This is a genomic window from Micromonospora sp. LHW51205, assembly GCF_003315815.1.
In the GTDB taxonomy this organism is placed as follows: Bacteria; Actinomycetota; Actinomycetes; order Mycobacteriales; family Micromonosporaceae; genus Micromonospora; species Micromonospora chalcea.
In genome coordinates, this window is record NZ_QMEZ01000003.1 from 19441 (window position 1) to 42087 (window position 22647).

The 22647-nt window shown below is 75.2% G+C and carries 18 protein-coding genes; 7 read left to right on the forward strand and 11 right to left on the reverse strand.

Going from position 1 to position 22647, the window contains the following annotated elements; genetic code table 11:
- Window positions 1–41 precede the first annotated feature (41 nt).
- From DQE82_RS12420 to DQE82_RS12455, 8 genes are all read right to left on the reverse strand, one after another.
- Window positions 42–1904 carry a transketolase gene (locus DQE82_RS12420; protein WP_064445888.1) on the reverse strand — a complete coding sequence of 621 codons (1863 nt, stop codon included), beginning with the start codon at window positions 1902–1904 and terminating at the stop codon, window positions 42–44.
- A gap of 80 nt (window positions 1905–1984) precedes the next feature.
- Window positions 1985–3214: an MFS transporter gene (locus DQE82_RS12425; protein WP_069088643.1), complete on the reverse strand. Its 1230-nt coding sequence runs from the start codon at window positions 3212–3214 to the stop codon at window positions 1985–1987.
- A gap of 203 nt (window positions 3215–3417) precedes the next feature.
- Window positions 3418–4422 carry a hypothetical protein gene (locus DQE82_RS12430; RefSeq protein WP_043323872.1) on the reverse strand — a complete coding sequence of 335 codons (1005 nt, stop codon included), beginning with the start codon at window positions 4420–4422 and terminating at the stop codon, window positions 3418–3420.
- A 73-nt stretch (window positions 4423–4495) separates the two neighbouring features.
- Window positions 4496–5503 carry a hypothetical protein gene (locus DQE82_RS12435; RefSeq protein ID WP_113972755.1) on the reverse strand — a complete coding sequence of 336 codons (1008 nt, stop codon included), beginning with the start codon at window positions 5501–5503 and terminating at the stop codon, window positions 4496–4498.
- A 54-nt stretch (window positions 5504–5557) separates the two neighbouring features.
- On the reverse strand, window positions 5558–7195 hold the full coding sequence (locus tag DQE82_RS12440; RefSeq protein ID WP_113972756.1) for a serine/threonine-protein kinase: 1638 nt from the start codon (window positions 7193–7195) through the stop codon (window positions 5558–5560).
- Between the two features lie 292 nt (window positions 7196–7487).
- Entirely contained in the window at window positions 7488–9278 is a 1791-nt protein-coding gene (locus DQE82_RS12445) for a hypothetical protein (protein ID WP_113972757.1), read from the reverse strand.
- Between the two features lie 41 nt (window positions 9279–9319).
- A complete protein-coding gene (locus tag DQE82_RS12450; RefSeq protein WP_043323868.1) occupies window positions 9320–9760 on the reverse strand; it encodes a DUF4395 domain-containing protein in 441 nt (146 codons plus the stop codon).
- A gap of 114 nt (window positions 9761–9874) precedes the next feature.
- The gene (locus tag DQE82_RS12455) at window positions 9875–10321 is read right to left on the reverse strand and encodes a thioredoxin family protein (protein WP_231915435.1); all 447 of its coding nucleotides are present in this window, start codon (window positions 10319–10321) and stop codon (window positions 9875–9877) included.
- Window positions 10322–10533: 212 nt separating this feature from the next.
- Between DQE82_RS12455 and DQE82_RS12460 the strand changes: the two genes are divergently transcribed.
- The 7 genes from DQE82_RS12460 to DQE82_RS12490 all read left to right on the forward strand — a co-directional run bounded on the left by DQE82_RS12460 (window position 10534) and on the right by DQE82_RS12490 (window position 19736).
- Entirely contained in the window at window positions 10534–11667 is a 1134-nt protein-coding gene (locus tag DQE82_RS12460; RefSeq protein ID WP_113972758.1) for an N-acetylmuramoyl-L-alanine amidase, read from the forward strand.
- Between the two features lie 259 nt (window positions 11668–11926).
- The gene (locus DQE82_RS12465) at window positions 11927–15112 is read left to right on the forward strand and encodes a penicillin acylase family protein (RefSeq protein WP_113972759.1); all 3186 of its coding nucleotides are present in this window, start codon (window positions 11927–11929) and stop codon (window positions 15110–15112) included.
- A gap of 99 nt (window positions 15113–15211) precedes the next feature.
- Complete coding sequence (gene dinB, locus DQE82_RS12470) at window positions 15212–16399, forward strand: DNA polymerase IV (protein ID WP_069088636.1); 1188 nt, start codon at window positions 15212–15214, stop codon at window positions 16397–16399.
- A gap of 105 nt (window positions 16400–16504) precedes the next feature.
- Window positions 16505–17437 (forward strand): hypothetical protein, encoded by a 933-nt coding sequence (locus tag DQE82_RS12475; protein WP_064445878.1) that lies wholly within the window; start codon window positions 16505–16507, stop codon window positions 17435–17437.
- On the forward strand, window positions 17434–17886 hold the full coding sequence (locus DQE82_RS12480; RefSeq protein ID WP_064445877.1) for an ABA4-like family protein: 453 nt from the start codon (window positions 17434–17436) through the stop codon (window positions 17884–17886). The genes DQE82_RS12475 and DQE82_RS12480 overlap by 4 nt, the downstream gene beginning before the upstream one ends.
- A gap of 9 nt (window positions 17887–17895) precedes the next feature.
- A complete protein-coding gene (locus tag DQE82_RS12485) occupies window positions 17896–19113 on the forward strand; it encodes a sensor histidine kinase (RefSeq protein ID WP_064445876.1) in 1218 nt (405 codons plus the stop codon).
- Window positions 19110–19736 carry a response regulator transcription factor gene (locus DQE82_RS12490; protein ID WP_043323860.1) on the forward strand — a complete coding sequence of 209 codons (627 nt, stop codon included), beginning with the start codon at window positions 19110–19112 and terminating at the stop codon, window positions 19734–19736. Before DQE82_RS12485 ends, DQE82_RS12490 begins: the two co-directional genes overlap by 4 nt.
- 5 nt (window positions 19737–19741) lie before the next feature.
- Here the strand turns inward: DQE82_RS12490 and DQE82_RS12495 are convergent, their stop codons facing one another.
- From DQE82_RS12495 to DQE82_RS12505, 3 genes are all read right to left on the reverse strand, one after another.
- Window positions 19742–20455 (reverse strand): RraA family protein, encoded by a 714-nt coding sequence (locus DQE82_RS12495; protein ID WP_113972760.1) that lies wholly within the window; start codon window positions 20453–20455, stop codon window positions 19742–19744.
- A 69-nt stretch (window positions 20456–20524) separates the two neighbouring features.
- Window positions 20525–21823, reverse strand: a complete 1299-nt coding sequence (locus tag DQE82_RS12500; protein WP_113972761.1) for an aromatic acid exporter family protein — start codon at window positions 21821–21823, stop codon at window positions 20525–20527.
- Window positions 21824–21883: 60 nt separating this feature from the next.
- A complete protein-coding gene (locus DQE82_RS12505; RefSeq protein WP_069088633.1) occupies window positions 21884–22636 on the reverse strand; it encodes a dienelactone hydrolase family protein in 753 nt (250 codons plus the stop codon).
- Between the last annotated feature and the right edge of the window lie 11 nt (window positions 22637–22647).

The following is a 22647-nucleotide window of genomic DNA, read 5'->3' on the forward strand; positions in this document are numbered from 1 at the left end:
CGGCAAACACCGCCGCTGACCTGGCCCCGGCGACCAGGCGTTCAGGCCAGGGCCCGCGCCGCCGAGACGATCGCGCCGACGCCGATGCCGGCCCGGTCGAACTGCTGGGCGGGGGTGCCGGAGCCGGGCAGCCCGCGTACCGCCAGGTGGTTGACCCGGGACGGTTCGCCCAGGTCGGCGAGCGCCTCCAGCACCGCTGAGCCCAGCCCGCCCTCCGGGTAGTGGTCCTCGACCACCACCAGCCGCCCGCCGGTCTCCACCACGGTCTCGGCGAGGCGCTGCCGGTCCACCGGCTTGATCGAGTACATGTCGATCACGCGCGCGTCGATGCCCTCGCGGGTCAGTTCGTCGGCGGCGGTGAGGCAGAGGTGCACCGTCACGCCGGTGCCGAGCAGCGCCACGTCGCCGCCGTCGCGCACCATTCGGCTGCCGCCGATCGGGAACGGCTCGCCGTCGTCGTAGAGCACCGGGTACTTGCCGCGCGTGGTGCGCAGGTAGGTGATGCCCGGGTGGTCGGCCATCTGGGCGACCAGCGCCGCGCAGGAGACCGCGTCGGCCGGGCTGAGCACCGTGGAGCCGGGCACCGCGCGAAGCGCCGCGATGTCCTCCAGCCCCATCTGGGACGGGCCGTCCGGGCCGATCTCGACCCCGGCGTGCGAGCCGACGAGCGCGATGTCGGCCCGGGACACCCCGGCCATCCGGATGAAGTCGTACGCCCGGGACCAGAACGCGGCGAAGGTCGCCGCGAACGGCCGGTAGCCGCGTACCGCCAGGCCCACCGCCGCGGCGGCGAGCTGCTGCTCGGCGATGAACATCTGGAAGAACCGATCGGGGTACGCGGCGGCGAAGCTCTCCGCCCGGGTGGAGTCGCTGACCTCTCCGTCGAGCGCGACCACGTCGGGCCGGGCGGCGCCGAGGGCGCGCAGCGCGTCGCCGTACGCGTTCCGGGTGGCCACCTTCGTCCCGCGCTCGTACCGGGGCAGCTCCGGCTGCCGGTGCTCGGCGGCGGCGGTGCGCGGCGCGGCGGGAGGTTTCGGTCCGGCGACCCGGATCCGGCGGGGGCCGCCGAGCGCCCGTACGGCCCGGTCGGCCAGTTCTGGGTCGAACGCCTTGCCGTGCCAGGCCGGGTCGTTCTCCACCTCCGGCACGCCCTTGCCCTTGACCGTGCGGGCCAGCACCACTGTCGGCCCGGTGGCCTCGCGTGCCTGCCCGTACGCCTCGTCGATCGCGCCCAGGTCGTGGCCGTCGACGACGATCGCCCGGCAGCCGAACGCCTCGACACGACGCCGGTAGGTGTCCAGGTCCCACTCCAGCTCGGTGGGGCCGCGCTGGCCGAACCGGTTGACGTCCACGATCGTGGTGAGGTTGCGCAGCCCGTAGTGCCCGGCCTTGTCCAGCGCCTCCCACACCGATCCCTCGGCGGTCTCGCTGTCGCCGCAGAGCACCCAGACGTGCGCGGGTGACCGGTCGAGGTACTGGGCGGCGAGCGCCACCCCGACGCCGACCGGCAGCCCCTGCCCGAGTGAGCCGGTGGCGACGTCCACCCAGGGCAGCACCGGCGTGGGGTGGCCCTGCAGGCGCGACCCGGCCTGCCGGTACGTCTCCAGCAGCTCCTGCTCGCTGATCGCGCCGGTGGCCCGGAACACCGCGTACAGCAGCGGCGAGGCGTGCCCCTTGGAGAGGATCAGGTGGTCGTTGCCGGGGTTGCCCGGGTAGGACCAGTCGTAGCGCAGGTGCCGGGCGACCAGCACGGCGAGCAGGTCGGCGGCGGAGAGACTCGATGTCGGGTGCCCGGAGCCGGCCATCGTGCTGCACCGGATGGCGTCCACACGGAGTTGGGCGGCCAGCTCCGCCAGCCCGGTCAGGTCCTCGTCGCGCAGTGTGCGCTCTGCTTCCAACGTCACCGCGATCGTCTCCCCGGGGTCGCCGATTTCCGGACCCACGCTAGGCCGCGAACGCGACCATTGGTCCCTTTTCTGGTGATTCATGCTCGACCGGTGAACAGCCACAGCGCCACCAGCAGGTACGGCAGCACCGCGACCGCGAAGGCAGCCGGGTTGCCGACCGCGCCGGCGAGCAGCCCGTACCCGGCGTAGAAGGCGACGATGGTCAGGTCGGTGGCCATCCCGGCCAGCGACGTGACGGTGGCCCGCGCCGACCCGGCGATCCGGGCCTGCAGCCGCACGTCGGCGAGCACCGTGGCGAGCTGGAACGCGGCGAACGCGGCGGCCAGCAGCACGAACCCCGCCGGGTGCCGCAGCAGCGCCCCGGCCGCCGTCGCGCCCGCCGCGAACACCAGCAGGCCCGCGTACCCCCGGTGGGACAGCCGCTCGCCCAGCGGCGCGAGCAGCCCACCCACAGTCATCCCGGCCCAGACCAGCAGGAGCAGCAGCGGTACGCCCACCTCGGCCATACCGATGTCGGCGGCCAGCAGCCCGGTGTACTCGTCCAGCCCACCCCAGATCGCTGTCACCGCCGCGACCAGCAGCACGGCGGCCCGGACGCGGCGGTCGGCGCGCACCTCGCGCAGGCCCAGGCGCAGGCTGTCCAGCCAGCCGGGCTCGTCGTAACCCGGCGCGGCACTCGCGCGCGGCCCGGGCGGCTCGCCACCTGGAACCGGCGCGGACGATCGTGGGCGGTGTTCCGGGAAGCGGGCCGCGACGGCTACCGCCAGCAGGCAGGTCGCCACGCTGGCCGCGCCGACCGCGAGGTAGCCGCCGAGCGCGTACGCCGGCCCGGCGAGCACCCCGGACCCGACGGCGCCGAGCACCTCGGCGGTGCGGGCCCGGCCGATCAGCCGGGCGTACCTGTCGGCCGCACCGAGACGCTCCAGCTCGGTGAAGACCAGTGCCTCCAGCGCGCCCGAGCGCAGCGCGCCACCGGCGCCCCACAGCAGGAAACCCACGGCGAACGCCGGGTAGGACGGCAGCAGCACCCAGAGCGCGAAACCGGCGGCGGCGAGCAGCGGCGCCAGGCACAGCAGCAGCCGGCGCGACACCGTGTCGGCCCACACCCCGGAGGGCACCTCCAGCACGATGCCGGCGGCCGCCCAGAGCACGAACAGCGAGGAGATCTGCCCGACCGACAACCCGGTGTCGGCGAACAGCAGCACGTAGAGCGGGTAGAGCAGGACGAGGTCGGTGAGGAACGCGTACCCGTAGAGCGTCGCCGCCAGGCGGCGGGTCGCGGGTACGCGGGCAGGAGCGACGAGCATGGGACCTTCCCACGGGACGTGACGGACACCGGCCGGAATGCACGGCGTCCGCGGCGGCCCGCGGCCTCGTCGCTCAGTAGGGCATCAACATCGCCAGGTCATGCCGGGATCCTATCCGCCGCGAGGCGCCCCGGTGGTCCCCCGGCGGGCACGAGATCGGGGCGGGACCGTGCGGTCCCGCCCCGAGTGTCACTGCCGCCAGGTCAGCGGCGGAACTTCTCCACGTCGGCCTGCGGGATGACCATGGTGGCCTCGCTGTCCGCGGCCTGCTCGGCGGTCGGCTGACGCGGCGTGGCCGGCTGGGTGCGGTCGGAGTCCGCGTACGCCGGAATGTGCTGCGTGGCCTCCGCCGGCACCGGCTCGGTGGCGTCCGCACCGGCGGCGGCCGGGGTGGCCGGGTACGCGGGGACGGGCTGCGTGCGGTCCGCCTCGGCGTCCCGGCTCACCGGCTGGGTCAGCTCGGAGTCCGCGTACGGGCCGGTGGCGGCCAGGCGGGCCTCGACGTCGCGGCGCCCGGCCTGGTACGCGCGGGCGTGCGTGGCGATGGTGCGCGACTCCTCCTCGGCCCGGGTCAGCCAGTTCTCCCAGCGGCTCTGCATCGGCCGGACCAGGCCGCCGCCGACGCCGACGACCAGGATGCCGCCCACGGTGGCGAGCACCGCGATCAGCACCGGAGTGGTGACAGTGGTGGCGACGCCGATCTGGTTGAGCGCGGCGATGACGCCGAGGCCCAGGATGAACACCGAGGCGAGGTTCGCCAGCACCCGGCCGTAGGAGAGGCCGCCGAGCGCGCTGGAGATGATGTCCTTCACCGCACGGGCGATGGCCGCGGCGACCACCACGATGACGATGGCGACGAACGCCCGGGGCAGCCAGGCGATCACACCGGCGATCAGGTCGGAGATCGGGTTGGGGCCCCAGATGCCGAACGCGAGCTGGAGCGTGACCAGCAGCACGCCGTAGTAGGCGAGCTTGGCGACGATGTCGCTGGCGTCGTACTTGGAGCGGGCCAGCGCGGTCTTGATGCCGCCGCGCTCGACGGCCCGGTCGAAGTGGACCCGCTCCAGCACCTTGTCCACGAGCTTCAGCACGGCCTTGGCGATCAGCCAGCCGGCGATCAGGATCGCGACGAACGCGACCGCCTTGGGCAGGAACAGCATCACCGAACGGAACGCGTCGCCCACCGCGTCCCCGAAGTTGTCTCTCATCGAAGGGCCTCCACGTACGTGGTCCAGGTTTGTTCGGGTGGGGCTACCCGGACCCGCGCGCGGGGAAACGCGGTCAGCCGCCGGGACAGCGGTATCTGACGCGGGTGCCGGCCTGCATCGGCGCCGGTTCGATGATGTTGACGGTGGCCGTGCCGACTGTCGTGCCCACTCCGGAGAACGTCCACTCCAGGGTGAGGGTCGCGGTGTGCTGCCCGCTGCCGACCCGCTCGGTGAGCACCGCGCCGGGCGGGCCGTCCGAGCGGAACCACTGGTAGCGGATCGTTCCGGCGCGCCCGTTGGTCCGTACCGTGGCCACCACGTCCACCGTCACGTCGCACGCGACACCGGCCGGCCGGTTCGCCGCCACCGACACCTGCTCGACCTCCATCGGGCGCAGCCGCTGCCACAGGTAGAGGCCGACAGTGAGCAGCAGCGCGGCGGTGAGCAGCGTGGACAGCACCGAGACGACACGCCGCCAGACCGGTCGCGGCCGGATCGGGGGCGCGGTCGGCCAGGGCGGCGCGGGCGGCGGCGTCACCGGCACGCCCGGCCCGAAGCGCAACTCGCCGCCGGGCGCGGGCGCCGGGACGCCGCTGGGCGCCCGCGCGCCCACGGTCCGATCCGGGTACGCCCCGGCGCCCGTCGCCGCCGGCGGCCCGCCGGCCTGGTGCCCATGCGGTACCCCGGTGGGCTGCCACGAGACGGTCGGCTCCACGCCCGGGCCCCTGGCCGGCGGCGCCGGCCGCGGACGCACTGTCGCCTGCCCGGTCACGGTGCCCGGGGCCGGAATCGGAGCCGTTGCCGGAGCCGGAGCCGGACTCAGGTGGACGGTCGGCTCGGCATCTGGCGAGCGGTCCACCTCCGGCCGGGCGAGTGGCACAGTGGGCTCCGCGCCGTCCACGGACAGCGACACCGTCGGCTCGCCGTTCACCGCAGACAGAGAAACGGTCGGCTCCGCCTCGGCGGCGGCGCGGGGCGCGACGAGGTGGACTGTCGGCTCGGCGGCATCGGCGTCCCCGGGCGGGGTCACCGGCAGGGCGCGGGTCGGCAGCGCCTCGGTGGGCTCGTCGGGCCGGGTCACGCCGGACGTCCCCGGAACGGGCTGCGGTGCTGGGCAGCGGGCACTGTCGTACTCCTAGCCGGGGGTGCAGTCGTGGTAGAGCGTCACGTACACCGGTGACGCCGAGGTGGTCGTGTTGCCGGCGGCGTCGGCGGCGGTGACCCGGATCGGGATGCGGGCGCTGCGCTTGGGCGTGGACAGCGGGCCGAGCGTGCCGGTGAACACGCCGCGGCCGGCGGTGGCCATCCGGACCGTTCCGGTGGCGCCGTCGAGGGTGTAGCCGAAGGTGACGGTCAGCGCGGCCGGGGAGCTGCGGTCGTCGGTGACGGTGGCGGTGACGGTGCTGCTCTTCGCGCCGTAGGGGCAGCCCTTCGGGTCCAGCTCGCCGGGGTCGGCGCGTACCCCGTCCACGACCGGCGCGGTCACGTCCGGCGGTGGCGGGGTGGTGCTGCGCGACGCGCTGGGGGTGGGCGTGCCGGCGCGGGTCGGCGACCCGGTCCGGTCCGGGGTGGCGGACGGCGCGGGCGGTGGTGACGTGGTGGGCGGGGTGGGTGTCGGCGACGGGCTCGGCGTCCCGGCGGCGGTCGGGTCCGGTGTGGGCGCGGTCGTGGTGGCCGGGGCGGCGCTCGCCGGGCCGGTGGGGGCGGCGGCGTCGGTGCCGTCGTTGGCGGCGTAGCTGTAGCCGGCGCCGCCGGCCACGACGGCGGCGGCCAGGGCTCCGGCGGCCAGCGCGGTACGGGTGCGGCCCTTGCGGAACAGTCCGCGCCGGCCGGAGCGCGCGCCGAGCGCCGTGTCCGCCACCTCGGTGTGGGCGACGGCGGTGGCCCCCTCGGCCCGCTCGGGGAACGGCCACAGCGCGGCCAGCAGCGCCGCCCGGCGGCCCAGCTCGCGCAGCCCGCGTTCCTCCCACTGCGGGCCGTAGCCGGCGCCGGCCACCTGTTCCAGCAGGCCGAGGAACGCCTCGGCGGACTCGGGCCGCTCGTCGGGGCGCTTGGCCATGCCGTGGCGCAGCAGCTCGTGCACCGGCGGGGGCGCCGCCTCGGCGGGGATCGGCGCCAAGGCGTGCTGGTCGCGCAGCGAGAGCAGGTCCGGTCCCTGGTACGGGGGCCGGCCGGTGAGGCATTCGAAGAACGTGGCGGTGGCGGCGTAGACGTCGCACGTCGGGGCGGCGGGGGCGCCGGTCCACTGCTCGGGGGCCATGTAGCGGGGCGTGCCGGAGACAGTCGTGTCGGAGCCCTGGCCGACCGGCATGGCGATGCCGAAGTCGGCGAGTTTGCTCAGCCCGGCGCCGGTGACGAGCACGTTCTCCGGTTTGTAGTCGCGGTGCACGACACCGCGGGCGTGGGCGGCGGCCAGGCCGGCGAGTGAGCCCTTGAGGACGCAGAGCGCGGCCTCGGGCGTGGTCGGGCCGTGCGCGCGCAGCATCTGGCGCAGCGACACGCCGTCGACCAGTTCCATCACGATGGCCGCGCCGTGCGGGCTCTCCACGTACTCGTAGAGGCGGCTGACGTGCGGGTCGTCGATCTCGCCGAGCAGCCGGGCCTCGGCGCGGAATGCGGTCCGGAACGACGAGTCCTCGCCCAGGTCGCGGACCAGGTACTTGATGGCGACCGGGGTGCCGGTCCGGTCGTGGGTGGCGAGCACGACGCTGCCGGACGCGCCGGCGCCGAGCCGGCGGACCGGCGTGTAGCCGGACAGTTCCCAGCCGCTCATGCGACAGACTCCACCGCGTCCCACGGGCGGGTGTCGGATGCCGCCTCGCTGGTCATTCTCACCGGGCCGGGGCGGCCGGCCATCGGCGCAACGGCTGCTTCCGGCCGCCGGTCGGCGGCCGGGCGCCCGCGCGGCACGGCGCGGCGCGGTAGGTGGTCGGTTTCGGACACACCGCCACGAGTACCAGATCCCGGCAACCACCCTCACCTCGTTGATCATGAGGTTGGCGTGGACAAAAGGGACCGACATCGCCGTCAACTTCATGATCGACGGAACAGGCGGAGGGTGGCGGTCAGAGGCGGCGGGGTGGGGGGATGCCTGCGGGCGGAGGGGTGCGGAGCAGCCAGATCGGGTTGCTGGCGCCGACGATCTCGCCCTCGCGGTCGCGTACCTGGGTGCGCACGTACGTGCCGGCGCCGACGCGCACCGGCTGGTCGTGCCAGCCCGCCCGCAACTGCCGCCACGGGACCCGCCCGACCCGGACCGCCGGAGTCGGGTCCGCGACACCGGCCCGGTCGACCTCGCCGGTGACCACCTCCAGTGTGGCCCCGGCGGGCAGGTCGGTGGCGCGCAGCCGCACCGGGACGGTGTCCTCGGCGAGCACGGCGAGCGCGCCCATGCCGCTGCGGCCACCGAGTTCCAGGTCCAGCGCGCCCCGGTAGCCGGCCAGGTCGGCGAACCACGCCTGCCCGGCGCGCAGCGCCGCTACCAGGTCGTCACGGCCGGTCGAGGCCGCCCAGACGGAGGTGACGTTCCGGTCCCGGCCGGCCCGCCAGTCGGTGCCGTCGTGGTCGTCGGTGACGCCCACGGCGGTCAGCGGGATCGCGTTGCGGGCCGCCACGTCGTACGCCCAGAGGTAGTCCTCGACCGGCCGGCGCCCGATCTCGATCAGGTCGACGCCGAGCGCGTTGCGGCTGACCAGCAGCCGGGCCAGTGACTCGCGGCGTTCGGTGTCCAGCGGATGGTTCCAGCACACCACCCCGCCGTGCGAGTGCAGGAACCGCACCATCTTCTCGGTGGCCTCGACGTCGTTGTCCCGGTACGGCGGGGACGGGAAGCTCGGCAGCGTGCCGTCGCCGCCGAACCAGTTGAGGTGCCGCACCATCGACACCTCGTACGCGCGGTGGTGGGTCACGCCCGGGTACGCCCCGTCGTAGCCGCGCAGCACCTCGGCGCGCATCTCCTCGCCGGCCTGCCCGGCGCGGCGGGCGCGGTCGAAGACGAGCCGGTCCACCAGGTACGCGCCGCGCGCGCCTCCTGCCACCGTGACGCCGAGGCGCAGCCCGCGCAGCGAGTTGTCGCCCGCCACCAGGCCGGGCCAGAGCCGCCGCACGTCGGCGAGCAGCTCGAACGTGTGCCGCTGCCAGGCGCCGGCCGGGGCGGGCCGCTCCACGGTGCCGAAACGGCCGTCGACCGAGTGCCGGACCGTGTCGACGCCGCCGAGGCGGTAGCGCAGCACGAGCTGCCCGGCGGGGCGGCCGGGTCCGGCGGGGTGGTGCGACAGCGCGATCTCCACGGTGAGCGTGGCGTCCCGGCCGGCGGCTTCGGGGCGTACGTCGAGGTGCAGCGTGGTGTCGGAGATGTTGGAGGTGTGCGTCCAGTTCCACGCCTTGCCCGCGTACCAGTGGGCGCCGGTCCCGGCGGCGACCAGGCGCAGCGCGCGGCCGGGGCCGTCGGGGGCATCGGGGACGTCCACGAAGTCGGCGGCCGACGCGGCGAGCCGCCCCTCGGTGGCCGGCTGCCACGTCCAGGCCAGCCCGCCCTCGCGTTCCTCCGGGCCGTCGAAGTGGACGACCCGGCGGTGGTCGTGGGCGGCGACCCGGAAGTCGTGGTCGGTCCACCAGAGCACGTCGACGGCATTGCGGCGGGCCTGGTCGAGGTGGGCGGCGTAGCTGGCCACGCCCTCGCTGAACGAGGCGTGCAGGTGCATCGCCATGCTGATCGGCCGCCGTCCGCGCGGCGCGGGCGGCGGTGGCCGGTCGTTCGTGGCGGCCAGGCCGACCGGCACGCCGATCCCGGCCACCGCGAGTCCGCCCGCCGCGACGAGCACGCTGCGCCGGTCCAGCCGTGCGCGACCTGCCATGCCCCTCCCCCATCCGCCGGGGCCAGCGTACGGGCGGGCGGTCAGCGCGGGGGCGCCGCCACCCGGCCGGCCAGCGGCCGCCCGGTCAGACGGCGGATCGTCAGGTACGCCTCGCAGCCGAGGCAGAGCCCGAACGCGGCGTTGAGGAACGCCGCGGCCAGCGCCGCGCCGGTGGCGGCCAGGCCGAGGGCGGGCATCCCGGCGAGCCAGCCGGCCGCGCCGACGACGCTGAAGACCAGGCCGACGAGCTGGGCGAAGCGCACCGGGGCGACCGGCTCCAGCTCCGCCGGCGGGTCCAGCCGGGGCGCCACCAGGGCGCGGAACAGCAGCCCGTACGGGCCGAGGCGCGGGTTGAGCGCGGTGAGCGCGAACACGACGGCCTGGGCGAGCAGGAGCAGCCCGGAGCCGGTGACGAGGACAACGGCGAGGACGACTGTGGTGAGGACGGCGGCGAAGCGCGGTCCCCGGGGGTCGAGCAGCATGGGGTGGGTCCGTTCGTGCGGGGGCGGTCGGTCAGGCGGGACGGACCGGCGCACAGAGGCTCGCGGCGAGCCGCCCGTGGTCCACCACCCGGCGACGGGTCAGCCGTACGCCGGTCATCGGGCCGCCCCGGCGGTGAGCGCGGCGATCAGCTCGTCGCGGTCGGGCACGCCCGCGGCCCGGCGCACGACGCGGCCGGCGCCGTCCACCACCAGCACGGTCGGGGTACGCCACACGTCCAGTTCCCGGGCCGCGTCGAGGTGCTCGTCCACGCCGACCTCCAGCACCGTGACCCCGTCGAGGCGGGCGGCGACGTCGGCGAGGACCCGGCGGGCGGCCCGGCAGGGCGCGCAGACCGGGGCGGAGAACTGCACCAGCGTGCGCTCGCCGGGGCGTACCCCGAGGGCAGTGAGGGTGGCCCGGTGCGGCGCGGCGGCGTCCGATGGGCACTTCCGGACGGCGCGCAGCCGCCCGTCATGGCGGCGGCGCCACCAGCCGAACGCGGTGGCGGCCGCGAGCACCGCGACGAGCACGAGAATCCCGGCCGGGCTGGGCGACTGCACGGGTCCAGGCTGCCACGGCCGATCACGACGCGACATGGTCCGTCCCGGTCAGCGGACGTGAGATCGCCTACTCCGGCGGTAGGAGCGGCCCGGCGAACGTCGCTTTTGTCCTCTGGCGCGCCGCGCCGCCTTGGCAATATTCTCCACCTCGCGCGCAGCCGTTGGAGTTCCTTTACATCACCCGGCCCCGGCCGGGCCATCGAGGAGGCGGAATGCACTTCGACCACCCCGAGCTGGACCGCCGTACGCTGCTGCGGGCCGGTCTCGGCGCCGCCGCGGTCGCGGTCGTCGGGAGCGAGCTCGTCCGGCCGGCCGCCGCGCACGCCGCGCCGGGCGCGGACCTCGACTGGATCATCAGTTGCGACGAGTGGGCCGCCCGCCCGCCGGCCGATCCGCTGTCGGTGAGCGCGACCCCCACCAACAAGATCATCGTGCACCACATGGCGTTCCCGAACGTCACGGACTACTCCGAGGAGCACGCCAAGCAGCTCGCCCGCGACTGCCAGGACCTGCACATGGACGGCAACGGCTGGTCCGACACCGGGCAGCACTTCACCGTCAGCCGCGGCGGCCACGTCCTGGAGGGACGGCACGGCAGCCTGGACCGGCTGCGCGCCGGCGACCGGCAGATGATCTCCGCGCACTGCCCGGGCGAGAACGGGCGGGCCATCGGCATCGAGAACGAGGGCACGTACGTCACCGAGACGCCGCCGGAGGAACTGCTCGACTCCCTCGCCCGGCTGTGCGCCGCGATCTGCCGGCAGTACGGGCTGCACGCCCACGACATCTTCGGCCACTGGGACTTCCGGGCCACGCTCTGCCCGGGCGCGATGTTCTACCGGGAGTTCCCGGCGCTGCGCCGCGCGGTGTTCAAGCAGCTCGGCACCAGGCTCGGCGACGTGCCGGCCCGCCGCTGGCCGGACATCTGGCGCTTCGTCGGCGGCCCGGTGGTCCAGGTCGCCCAGCGCCTGCTGACGTTCCGCGGCTACACCGTGCCGGTCACCGGGGTGTTCGACGCGGCCACCGTCGCCGCCGTGCAGGACTGGCAGGCGCGCAACGGCATCCCGGTCGACGTCGACGCCACGCTGACCGCGCCGACCTGGGAGACCCTCGCCCCGGAGCTGGACCAGAAGTCCACCGGCGTCCCGGTGGCCGCGGCGCAGTTCATGCTCGCCGCCAAGGGCTACGCCGAGGTGATCGAGACCGGCGAGTACGACCACGCCACCCGCACGGCGGTGAAGGACCTCCAGCGCCTGCACGGACTACCGCCCAACGGCAAGATCAGCACCACCACCTGGTGCGCGCTGGTGGGGGGTGTGGTGCGCCAGTCGTTCCACAAGCACTGACGGCGCACCGGCGGGGAGAGCGGTGGGGGTGGCAACGGCGCCACCCCCACCGCGTCGTTACGGCCGGGATGACGGCGAAACGTCGGCATTGACGACTGGTGAACGACGGCTATCCCGGACGGCGGTGGTGCCCCGATCATTGCCCGCAGATAGATATGAGTCATTCTCACCTCCGGGCAGGACGCCCGGGCGCGGAGGCCGAGACGCCGTCAGCCGGGCGTACCGAACGGCCCTACTCCGCGTCCCCCGGAGGATCGCCATGCCATTACCCGCCATCCGTGCCCGCCTCGCGGCGCTCACCACCGCCGCCCTCACCGCGAGCGTCCTGACGGTCATCGCGCCGTCACCGGCGCTCGCCGCCACCACGTTCACCCCCGACGACTACTGCCTCGGCCAGTGCGCCGACATCCTGCCGCCCGGGCAGAACGGCAACGCCACGCTCGTGGCGATCCTCGCCCACCAGACGCTCGGCACCCGGCCCGCGCACTCCAGCGACCAGCTCGACGAGTACGCCAACCTGGTCTACAACTACGCCGGGCTGACCGACGAGCAGATCGCCCACTTCTACAACGACGCCTCGTTCGGCGTCCCCGACGCCCAGGTCGAGAGCAGGATCTCGCCACGCTCGGACGTCACCATCGTGCGGGACAAGGCCACCGGCGTCCCGCACGTCACCGGCACCACCCGCGGCGGCACCATGTTCGGCGCCGGGTACGCCGGGGCCCAGGACCGGCTCTGGGTGATGGACCTGCTGCGGCACGTCGGCCGCGGCAACGTCAGCTCGTTCGCCGGTGGCGCCCCCGGCAACCGCGAGCTGGAGCAGAGCGTCTGGGCCAACTCGCCCTACACCGAGGCGGACCTCCAGGCCCAGGTGGACGCGCTGCGCCTCAAGGGCACCCGGGGCCAGCAGCTCTACACCGACGTGGCCGACTACATCGCCGGCATCAACGCCTACATCGACAAGTCGATAGCCGACGACAACTACCCCGGCGAGTACGTGCTCACCGGCGCCGGGAAGCCCAAGCACTTCACCATGACCGACCTGATCGCCACCGCCGGCGTCATCGGCGGGCTGTTCGGCGGAGGCGGCGGCAGCGAGGTCCGGTCCGCGCTGGTCCGGGTGGCCGCCCGCGCCAAGTACGGCCCGACCGAGGGCGACCGGGTCTGGGCGGCGTTCCGCTCGCAGAACGACCCGGAGACCGTGCTGACGCTGCACGACGGGCAGAGCTTCCCGTACGGCGCGACACCGCCCGGCGCCACCAGCGCGGTGCTGCCGGACGCGGGCACCGTGGTCGCCGAGCCGCTCGCGTACGACGCCACCGGCGGGGCCGCCGCCCGCACCGGCAGCAGCGCCGCCACCAAGGACCTGCTCGGCGGCCTGTCCACCCTGCGCACGCACGGCATGTCCAACGCGGTGGTGGTCTCCGGCCGGCACACCACCACCGGCAACCCGGTGGCCGTGTTCGGCCCGCAGACCGGCTACTTCGCCCCGCAGCTGCTCATGCTCCAGGAACTGCAGGGGCCGGGGATCAGCGCGCGCGGCGCCGCGTTCGCCGGGCTGAACCTCTACGTGCTGCTCGGCCGCGGCCAGGACTACGCGTGGAGCGCCACCTCCGCCTCCCAGGACCTGACCGACACGTACGCGGTGCCGCTGTGCACCACCGACGGCACCGCGCCGACGCTGCGTTCCAACCGCTACCTCTACCGCGGTCAGTGCGTGGCCATGGAGGTGCTGGAGAAGCGCAACTCGTGGTCGCCGACGCTCGCCGACTCCACCCCGGCCGGCGCGTACACGCTGCGCGCGCTGCGCACAAAGTACGGGCTGGTCGCCTACCGGGGCATGGTGAACGGGCAGCCGACCGCGTTCACGAAGCTGCGCTCCACCTACCGCCACGAGGCCGACTCGGCGATCGGCTTCCAGGCGTTCAACGACCCGGCGGCGATGCGCAGCGCGGCGGCGTTCCAGGCGTCCGCCGCGAACGTCGGGTACGCGTTCAACTGGTTCTACGTCAACTCGACCGAGGCGGCGTACTACAACTCCGGCGCGAACCCGGTCCGCCCGGCCACGCTCGACCCGAACCTGCCGGCCAAGGCCGAGCCGGCGTACGAGTGGGTCGGCTGGAACCCGGACACCAACGACGCCACCTACGCACCGGCGTCGGCCCACCCGCAGTCGGTCAACCAGGACTACTACGTCAGCTGGAACAACAAGCAGGCGCGGGACTTCGGCGCGGCCGACGGCAACTTCAGCTACGGCGCGGTGCACCGCGGTCAACTGCTCGACGGCCCGGTGAAGGCCGCCATCGCCCAGCGCAAGCTCAGCCGCGCCGACGTCGTCCGGATCACCGCCGAGGCGGGAGTCACCGACCTGCGTGGCCAGCAGGTCCTCGGCGAACTGCTGCGGGTGCTGGACAGCACGCCGGTCACCGACCCGGCGCTCGCCGCCGCGGTGACCAAGCTGCGGGCCTGGCAGCAGGCCGGGTCCCGCCGGGTGGAGACGTCACCGGGCTCGAAAGTCTACCAGCACGCCGACGCCATCCGGATCTTCGACGCCTGGTGGCCGCTGCTGGCGGCGGCGCAGTTCCGGCCCGGCCTCGGCCCCGACCTGTACGGCGCGCTGGTCGACGCGCTGCAGGTCAACGAGTCGCCCTCGGGCGGGCAGAACGCGGCGCGCGACGGCAGCGTGAGCTGGGCGTCGCAGGGCCAGGCGCACAAGGGCTCGGCGTTCCAGTACGGCTGGTGGGGCTACGTCGACAAGGACCTGCGCGCGGTGCTCGGCGACCCGGTGGCCGGCGGGCTCGGGCGCACGTACTGCGGCAACGGCAACCTGGGCGCGTGCCGGCAGGCGCTGCTGGACACGCTCGGCCAGGCCACCGCCGCCCCGGCGGCCACCGTCTACCCGGGTGACTCGTCCTGCGGTGCCGGGGACCAGTGGTGCGCCGACGCGATCGCCCAGTCCGGGCTCGGCGGCATCACCCACCCGTTGATCGGCTGGCAGAACCGGCCCACGTACCAGCAGGTCGTGTCGTTCCCGGCGCGCCGGGGCGACACGGTGACCAACCTGGCGCAGGGCCGTACCGCCACCGCGTCCAGCACGCAGTTCCTGACCAGCAACACCCCGGCCAAGGCGGTCGACGGCAGCCTCGGCACCCGCTGGGCCAGCAGCTACAACGACAACCAGTGGCTGCGGGTCGACCTCGGCTCGGCCCGGACGATCAGCCGGGCGGTGCTGCGGTGGGAGGCCGCGTACGCCACCGGCTACCGGATCGAGGTCTCCGCTGACGGCAACTCCTGGCAGCCGGTGTTCAGCACCACCACCGGCAACGGCGGCGTCGACAACGTGACGTTCGCCCCGGTCAGCGCCCGTTACGTGCGGATGTACGGCGTGACGCGGGCGACCTCGTACGGCTTCTCGCTCTACGAGTTCGAGGTCTACGGACGGTGAGGCGCACGCGGCCGGTCGGCGGGAGCCATCCGCCGGCCGGTCGCGTGCGTCCGGGCAGGTCAGCCGCGCCTGTTCGAACATGTGTGCGAGGATGGCGGGGTGTCGAGCGAGGCCACCATCCTGCACGCCGACCTGGACGCGTTCTACGCCTCGGTCGAGCAGCGCGACGACCCCCGGCTGCGCGGCCGGCCGGTGATCGTCGGCGGCGGCGTGGTGCTCGCGTGCAGCTACGAGGCCAAGGCCCGGGGCGTGCGCAGCGCCATGGGCGGCCGGCAGGCGCGGCGGCTCTGCCCGGACGCGATCGTGGTGCCGCCCCGGATGGCCGCGTACACGGCCGCCAGCCGGGCGGTGTTCGAGATCTTCCGGGACACCACCCCGCTGGTCGAAGGGCTCAGCATCGACGAGGCGTTCCTCGACGTGGGCGGGCTGCGGCGGCTCGCCGGAACGCCGGCCGCCGTCGCGGCCACGCTGCGGGAGCGGGTACGCCGCGAGGTCGGCCTGCCGATCACCGTCGGCGTGGCCCGGACGAAGTTCCTGGCGAAGGTCGCCAGCGGCGTGGCCAAGCCGGACGGGCTGCTGGTGGTCGAGCCGGAGCGGGAACTGGCGTTCCTGCACCCGCTGCCGGTGGAGCGGCTGTGGGGCGTCGGCCCGGTCACCGCCGCCCGGCTGCGCGAACGCGGCATCCGTACCGTCGGGCAGGTGGCACGGCTGGACGAGCCGGCGCTGGTGTCGCTGCTCGGCGCGGGCGCCGGCCGGCACCTGCACGCCCTGGCGCACAACCGCGACCCCCGGGCGGTGCAGGTGGGCCGCCGCCGCTCCTCGATGGGCGCGCAGCACGCGCTGGGGCGCGGCCCGCACTCCCCCGCCGAGCTGGACGCGGTGCTGGCCGGTCTGGTCGACCGGGTGGCCGGGCGGATGCGCGCGGCCCGGCGCACCGGCCGCACGGTGACGCTGCGGCTGCGTTTCGCCGACTACACGCGGGTCACCCGGTCGCACACGCTCGACGAGCCGACCGCGCAGACCGCGCCGCTGCGCGACGCCGCCCGTGACCTGCTGGGCGCCGCGCTGCCGCAGATCGCGCTGCGCGGCGTCACGCTGCTCGGCGTCTCGGTGGCAAACCTCGGCGGCGGGCACACCCAGCTGGCCCTGCCGTTCACCGCCGACCCGGGTCCGGCGCTGGACGCCGCCGTCGACGCGGTACGCGACCGCTTCGGATCACGGGCGCTGACCCGTGGGGTGCTGCTCGGCCGCGATCCGGGCGTCGAGATGCCCCGGCTGCCGGACTGACCGCTCCGCCTCCTCCCCCGGTAGGAGGCGCGCTCCGACCCGGGGTCACGGACGCGGCCTGCGGACGGGCGCGCGGGTCCCGGTCCGCCACCAGCATCTACAGGCATGACTACCGTGCGGAACCGGGCGGCCGGATGGCACCGCCCCCTGATGCTCCTCGTGTCCGCGATGGCGGTGCTCACCGTCGTCGCCGCGGTCGGCGTCGTCGCCGACCCGCGCGTGCTGACCGGCGCGCCCATCTGGGCCAAGCCGCTGAAGTTCGCGATCTCGTTCGTGCTCTACGGCGTCACGCTGGCCTGGATGCTGTCCCTGCTGCCGCGCCGCAGCCGGGCCGCCGAGCGGGCGGCCACACTCATCGTGGCCATGGCGGTGCTGGAGATGACGATCATCGTGGGCCAGGTGCTGCGCGGCACCGCGAGCCACTTCAACGGCGCCACGACACTGGACGCGATGCTGTACAGCGTCATGGGCGCGGCGATCACCGTGCTGTTCGCCGCCCAGCTCGTGCTGGCGGTCGTGCTGTCCCGCCGGTCGCTCGCGGACCGCGCCGGCGGATACGCGGTACGGCTCGGCCTCGCCGTGTCCCTGCTCGGCATGGTCGTCGCGTTCCCGATGGTCATGCGGCAGCCCGCCGGAGCGCCGGCCGGGATCAGCGGCGCGCACAGCGTCGGGGTGCCCGACGGCGGTCCCGGGCTGCCGCTGCTCGGCTGGAGCACCACCGGCGGCGACCTGCGCGTCGGGCACTTCGTCGGGATGCACGCGCTGCAGGCGCTGCCGCTGCTGGCGATCCTGCTCGACCGGTTCCTCGGCCGGCGGCTGGACGGGCTGACCCGGGCCCGGCTGGTGCTCGTCGGCGGGGCCGCGTACGCGGGACTCACGCTGCTGGTGACCGCCCAGGCCCTGCGCGGGCAGCCGCTGCTCGCCCCGGACGCGCTCACGCTCGCCGCGGCGGGAGTGCTGGTGGCGGCCACGGCAACCGCCTCCGCGCTGGTGCTGGCGCGCCGGGCCCGCCGCGCCGGGGTGGTGCTCGTCGGATGACCGGGATCCTGTTCGACCTGACGTTCCTGCTCGCCGCCCCGTTCTGGGCGCTGATGATCCTCGCGCCGCGCTGGTCCTGGACCGCCCGGATCGTCGGCTCACCGCTGATCGTCGCGCCGGTGCTGCTGGTCTACGCCGTCCTCGTGCTCCCGTCGCTCGGAACGGTGCTGCCGGTGGTGACAGCGCCCACCCTCGACGGGCTGCGGGACCTGCTCGGCACCGCAGACGGCGCGGCGGCGGCCTGGGCCCACATGATCGCCTTCGACCTGTTCGTCGGCCGGTGGATCTGGCAGGACGCGCGGGAGCGCGGGCTGCCGGCCCTGCTCACCGCTCCGGTGCTGCTGCTCACCGTCCTGCTCGGCCCGCTCGGGCTGGCCGTCCATCTCGGACTGCGCGCCGTCCGGCGGCGGCGAGCCAACGCGGTGGCCCCGGCCGCCCCGGTTGCCTAGGCTGACGCGGTGGGCTGGGTCGGTCGGCTGTTCGACGCACGCGACACGCTCGCGCGGATCCTGCTGCTGGATCTCAGCGGCATCGGCTACCTGGTCGTCGGCGTGCACGGCCGCCCCGGGCCCACCGGAACGCAGTGGGCGCTGGCGGTCCCGGCGTTTCTCCTGGCGCTGTTGTGCCACCGCCGGCCGCTGCTGAACCTGCTCCTCCAGTCGGCGCTGCTCGCGGCGGCGTTCCCGCTGGTCGACGACGTGATGATCAACCAGGTCGGCGCGAGCTGGGCGCTGCTGGAGCTGACCATGCGGGCCACCCGGCCGCGCACGATCTGGCTCGGCGCCGGGCTGCTCGCCGCCGTCGACCTGACCAATTTGATCGGCGAACCGGTCCGCACAGCGCTGACCGGGCTGTTCGGGCTCGCCGTCACCGTCTGCCTGCCCCTGCTGCTCGGGCTGGTCGTGCGGACCACGAGGGAGCTGAGCCGACAGGCCGAGGAGCGGGCCGAGGCGGACCGGCGCCGGCGCGAGTCGGAGAGCCGGGCGGCCCGCGCCGACGAGCGCGGCGCCATCGCCCGGGAACTGCACGACGTGCTCGCGCACCACGTCGCGTCGATGGTGCTGCGGGTCGGGGTGGCCCGGCACGTGCTGCCCGACCTGGACCCGCGAGTCGGCGCTGTGTTCGACGACGTGCACGCCACCGGCACGGCGGCGCTGACCGACCTGCGGCGGCTGGTGGCGGTGCTGCGTGACCCGGACGGCGTACGCGGCGACGCCGCCCTGACCGCGATCGAGCCGTCGGCGCTTCCGGCGGCGCTCGGCGCGGCGGTGGACCGGGCCCGGCAGGCGGGCGTGGTGGTGGAGGCCGACGTCGACCCGGCTGTCGGCGCGCTCGACGCGGTACGCGGCCAGGCGGTGCTGCGACTGACCCAGGAGGCGTTGACGAACGTGGCGAAACACGCGGGCGCGGCGGCGCGGGCGCAGCTGACCGTGTCGGTCGAGGACGGCGCGGTGCACTGGGCGGTGTCCGACGACGGGCGGGGCGCGGCGCCGGCCGGGGTGCCCTCCGGCGGCGGCCACGGCATCGTCGGCATGCGGGAACGGGTGGAGGTGCTCGGCGGTCGGCTGGAGGCCGGGCCCACCGGGTCCGGCTGGCGGGTACGGACCGTGCTGCCGGCGGCCGGGCCCGCCCCCGACACGCCCCGCCCCCGCGCGGGCGCGCCGGAGCCGGCGTGATCCGGGTGCTGCTGGTCGACGACCAGCACCTCATCCGGGCCGGTCTGCGGATGCTCTGCGACGCCCAGCCCGACCTCGACGTGGTCGGCGAGGCCGACAACGGCCGGGACGCGATCGCCCTCGCCGCCCGGCTACGGCCCGACGTGGTGGTGATGGACCTGCGGATGCCCGGCGTCGACGGCATCACCGCGACCAGCCGGATCCTCGCCGACCGGCCCGCCACCCGGATCATGGTGCTCACCACGTTCGGCGACGACGACCACCTCTACCCGGCGCTGACCGCCGGCGCCTGCGGCTTCCTGCTCAAGGACGCGCCCCCGGCCGACCTGCTGGACGGCATCCGCCGCGCCGCCGCCGGGGACAGCCCGTTCAGCCCGGAGATCCTGCGCCGGCTGGTCGAACGCGCGGTGCACGCCCGAGCCGGCGCGCCCCGGCGCGCGGCCGAGCTGACCGCCCGCGAGCGGGACGTGCTGGACCTGGTGGCCGACGGACTGTCGAACACCGAGATCGCCGACCGGCTGCACATCGGCGTGACCACGGTGAAGACGCACATCACCAGCCTGATGACGAAGACCGGCAGCCCCAACCGGGTACGCCTGGCGCTGTGGGCGCGCGGCGGCTGAGCGGCTCACTCCTCGATCGCGCCGCCCACGGCGCGCAGGTGCGCCCGGAACGTCAGCGCCGGGTCGGCCGCGCGGGCCGTCAGGTAGGCGGCGAAGCCGACCTGCGACCGCAGCGACTCGCCGGCCCGGATCCGGTCGGCCTGCCGCCGCTCGGTGTCCCGGATGGACTCGGCCAGGTCGAACAGCTCCCCGGCCCGGTGGGCGGGCACGAACAGCACGCCGTCGTCGTCGGCCAGGGCCAGGTCCCGCGGGCCGACGGTGAACGACCCGACCCGGGCGTGCTCCAGCGCCCCGTCCGGGCGCGGGTCCAGCTCCAGCGGCCCGCTCGGGGTGGCGCCGAGGCTGAACACCGGCAGCCCGACCGCCACCAGGTCGGCGGTGTCGCGGTGCGCGCCCCACACCACCAGGCCGGCCAGCCCGGCGGCCCGCGCCTCCAGCACCACCAGGTCGCCGACGCAGGCCCGGTCGGTGCGCCCGCCGTCGTCGACGACGAGCACGTCCCCCTCGGCGGCCCGCTCGATCGCCTCGAGGAAGACGTCCACGCTGCCGACGTGCCGGGCCGGGCGGACCGGCCCGGCAAGCCGCCGCCCGGGCAGCACCGGGCGTACGGCGGCCGGAGCGCACCGGACCTCGACGCCGGCGCGCAGGCAGGCGTCGGCGACGTGAGCGGTGGTCAGCGCGGCGAACCGCGCGACCAGCGCGGCGTGACGGGTGTCCATGGGCCGACGCTAACGAGCCGGACCGGCCGGGGCAGGTGCCAGTTGACGCCCGGTGGCCTTCGGCGGCGTTCAGCCGACGCGGGTCGGCGGGCGGAACATGTCCGGGCGCCGACCGGGCACGCCCCGCCCGGCCACCCGGCGCCGGACCGGCCGGCTCATCCGGGCCCGGATCGGCGGGCGCGCTTCGGCCTCGCCCGCGCCGGCGGCCCGGCGCACGCTGCCGTTGGCGTCCTCGGCCCGGCAGCCGGTGGCCCGCAGCAGCTCGCTCTGCGCGGTCCGCAGGTCGCTGATCATCGCTTCGCCGTAGGTGCGCACCCCCTGCGACCACGCGCGTCCGGCCAGCTCCGCGCCCTCCCGCACCAACTCCCGGGTGCGTTCCAGGTCCTCGTCGTCGCCGCCGCGGCAGGCCCGGTTCAGCTCCCGCGTGGCCGCGCCGAGGCGGACCACCGCGTCCGGCAGCGCGGGCGGGATCGGCTCGTCGTACTGCAACGCGGTGGCGGAGCGCCGGGCGATCGACCGGGCGTAGAGCACCAGCCGTTCCAGGTGCTGCGTCGCCTCGGCGTACCTGTGGAACTGGGCCCGGCGGCGCCAGCGGACGGGCGCGATGGTCACCACCTCCTCGGCCCCGCTGAGCGCGTCGTTGAGCCGCCCGATGTCCGGCTCGAGTCCGCGCAGGTCCTCCAACGCGCGCTGAGCCTCGTCGGCGTCGCGCCGGGTCAGCGCGTGCGCGACGGCGTCGAGTTGCGCGGTGAGCCCGGCGGTCACCGGCTCCACCGCCTTGCCCAGCACCCGGATCGGATTGACCGGCAGCAGCAGCGCCACCACGAACAGGCCGACCAGCCCGCCCACCAGCGCGTCGAAGAGCCGGGGCAGTTCCAGGCCGGGCTGCACCGGCGCGAGCGTGGCGATCAGCACCGCCGTACCACCGGCCTGGCCGACCAGCGCGCCGCCGCGCCCGGCCACCAGCAGCGCGGTGGCGATGGCGAGCGTGACCACCAGGCCCGTCTGCCAGGAGCCGCTGCCGAGCAGGGCGCGCAGCAGGTCACCGACCACGATGCCGAGGCCCACGCCGATGAGCAGTTCGAACGTGCGCCGGGCCCGCTGGCCGATCGCGGTGGCGATGGTGCCGACCGCGGCGGCCGGGGCGAAGACGTGCCCGCCGGAGCCGAGCAGCCACTGGGCGAGCAGCGCGGCGAGCGCCGCGGCCAGCCCGGCCTGCGCGGAGATCACCAAGGTGATCTCCAGTTGGCGCATCCGGTTCCGGCTGGCCATGCCGCCCTCGGCACGGGCCCGGGCGAGGGCGCTGCCGCCCCGCTCGACCACCCGGTCCAGGGGCGAGCGGACGGTGTCGCGAGGGCGGTCGGCCATGTCGCCGGTTACCCGCCCCCGTGCCGGTGAATCGTCCGCCCGGCCCGGCCGGCGCCCGGATCAGCGCCCGAAGGTGCGGTCGAGCAGGTCGAACAACGCGGCCCAGTGCCGCTTCGTGGCCTGCTCGTCGTACATCGGCGTGTCCGACTGGGTGTAGCCGTGGCGGGCGCCGGGATAGACCTCGGAGCGGTAGGTGACACCGGCCGCGTCCAGCGCCTTCTCCAGCACGGCGATCTGCTCGGCGGTCATCGACGGGTCGGCGTCGGCGTGCCCGAAGTAGAGCTCGCCGCTCACCGCGCCGAGGCCCAGGTGCGGGCTGTCCGGCGCGTCGGTGACGACCCGCCCGGCGTGGAACGCGGCCGCCGCGGCGATCCGGTCCGGCAGCGCCTCGATCGCGCGCAGCGCGTTCATGCCGCCCATGCAGTACCCGGTGATCGCCGCCGGACCCGGCGCGACGTCCGGCTGGGCGGCGAGGAAGTCCAGGTAGGCGGCGGTGTCCCGGGCCACCGTCTCCGGCGTCAGCGCGGCCATCATCGGCCCGATGCTCTCGAACAGGGCGCCGCGGCGGCTGTCGTCGGCGAGCGCGCCGAGGTCGATCAGCGGGGCGCGTCCGGCGCGGTGGAACAGGTTGGGCGCCAGCACGACGTATCCGCGCTCGGCGATCGTCGCGGCCATCTCCGCCACCCGGGGCCGCAGCCCGAAGGCGTCCATGAACAGCAGGACGGGCGGGAAGGGGCCACCGGAGTCCGGCCGCGCCAGGTAGGCGTCCGCCGTTCCGTCGGGGGTGGGCACGTCCACGGTCGTCGGCTGCACTGTCGGGGCCT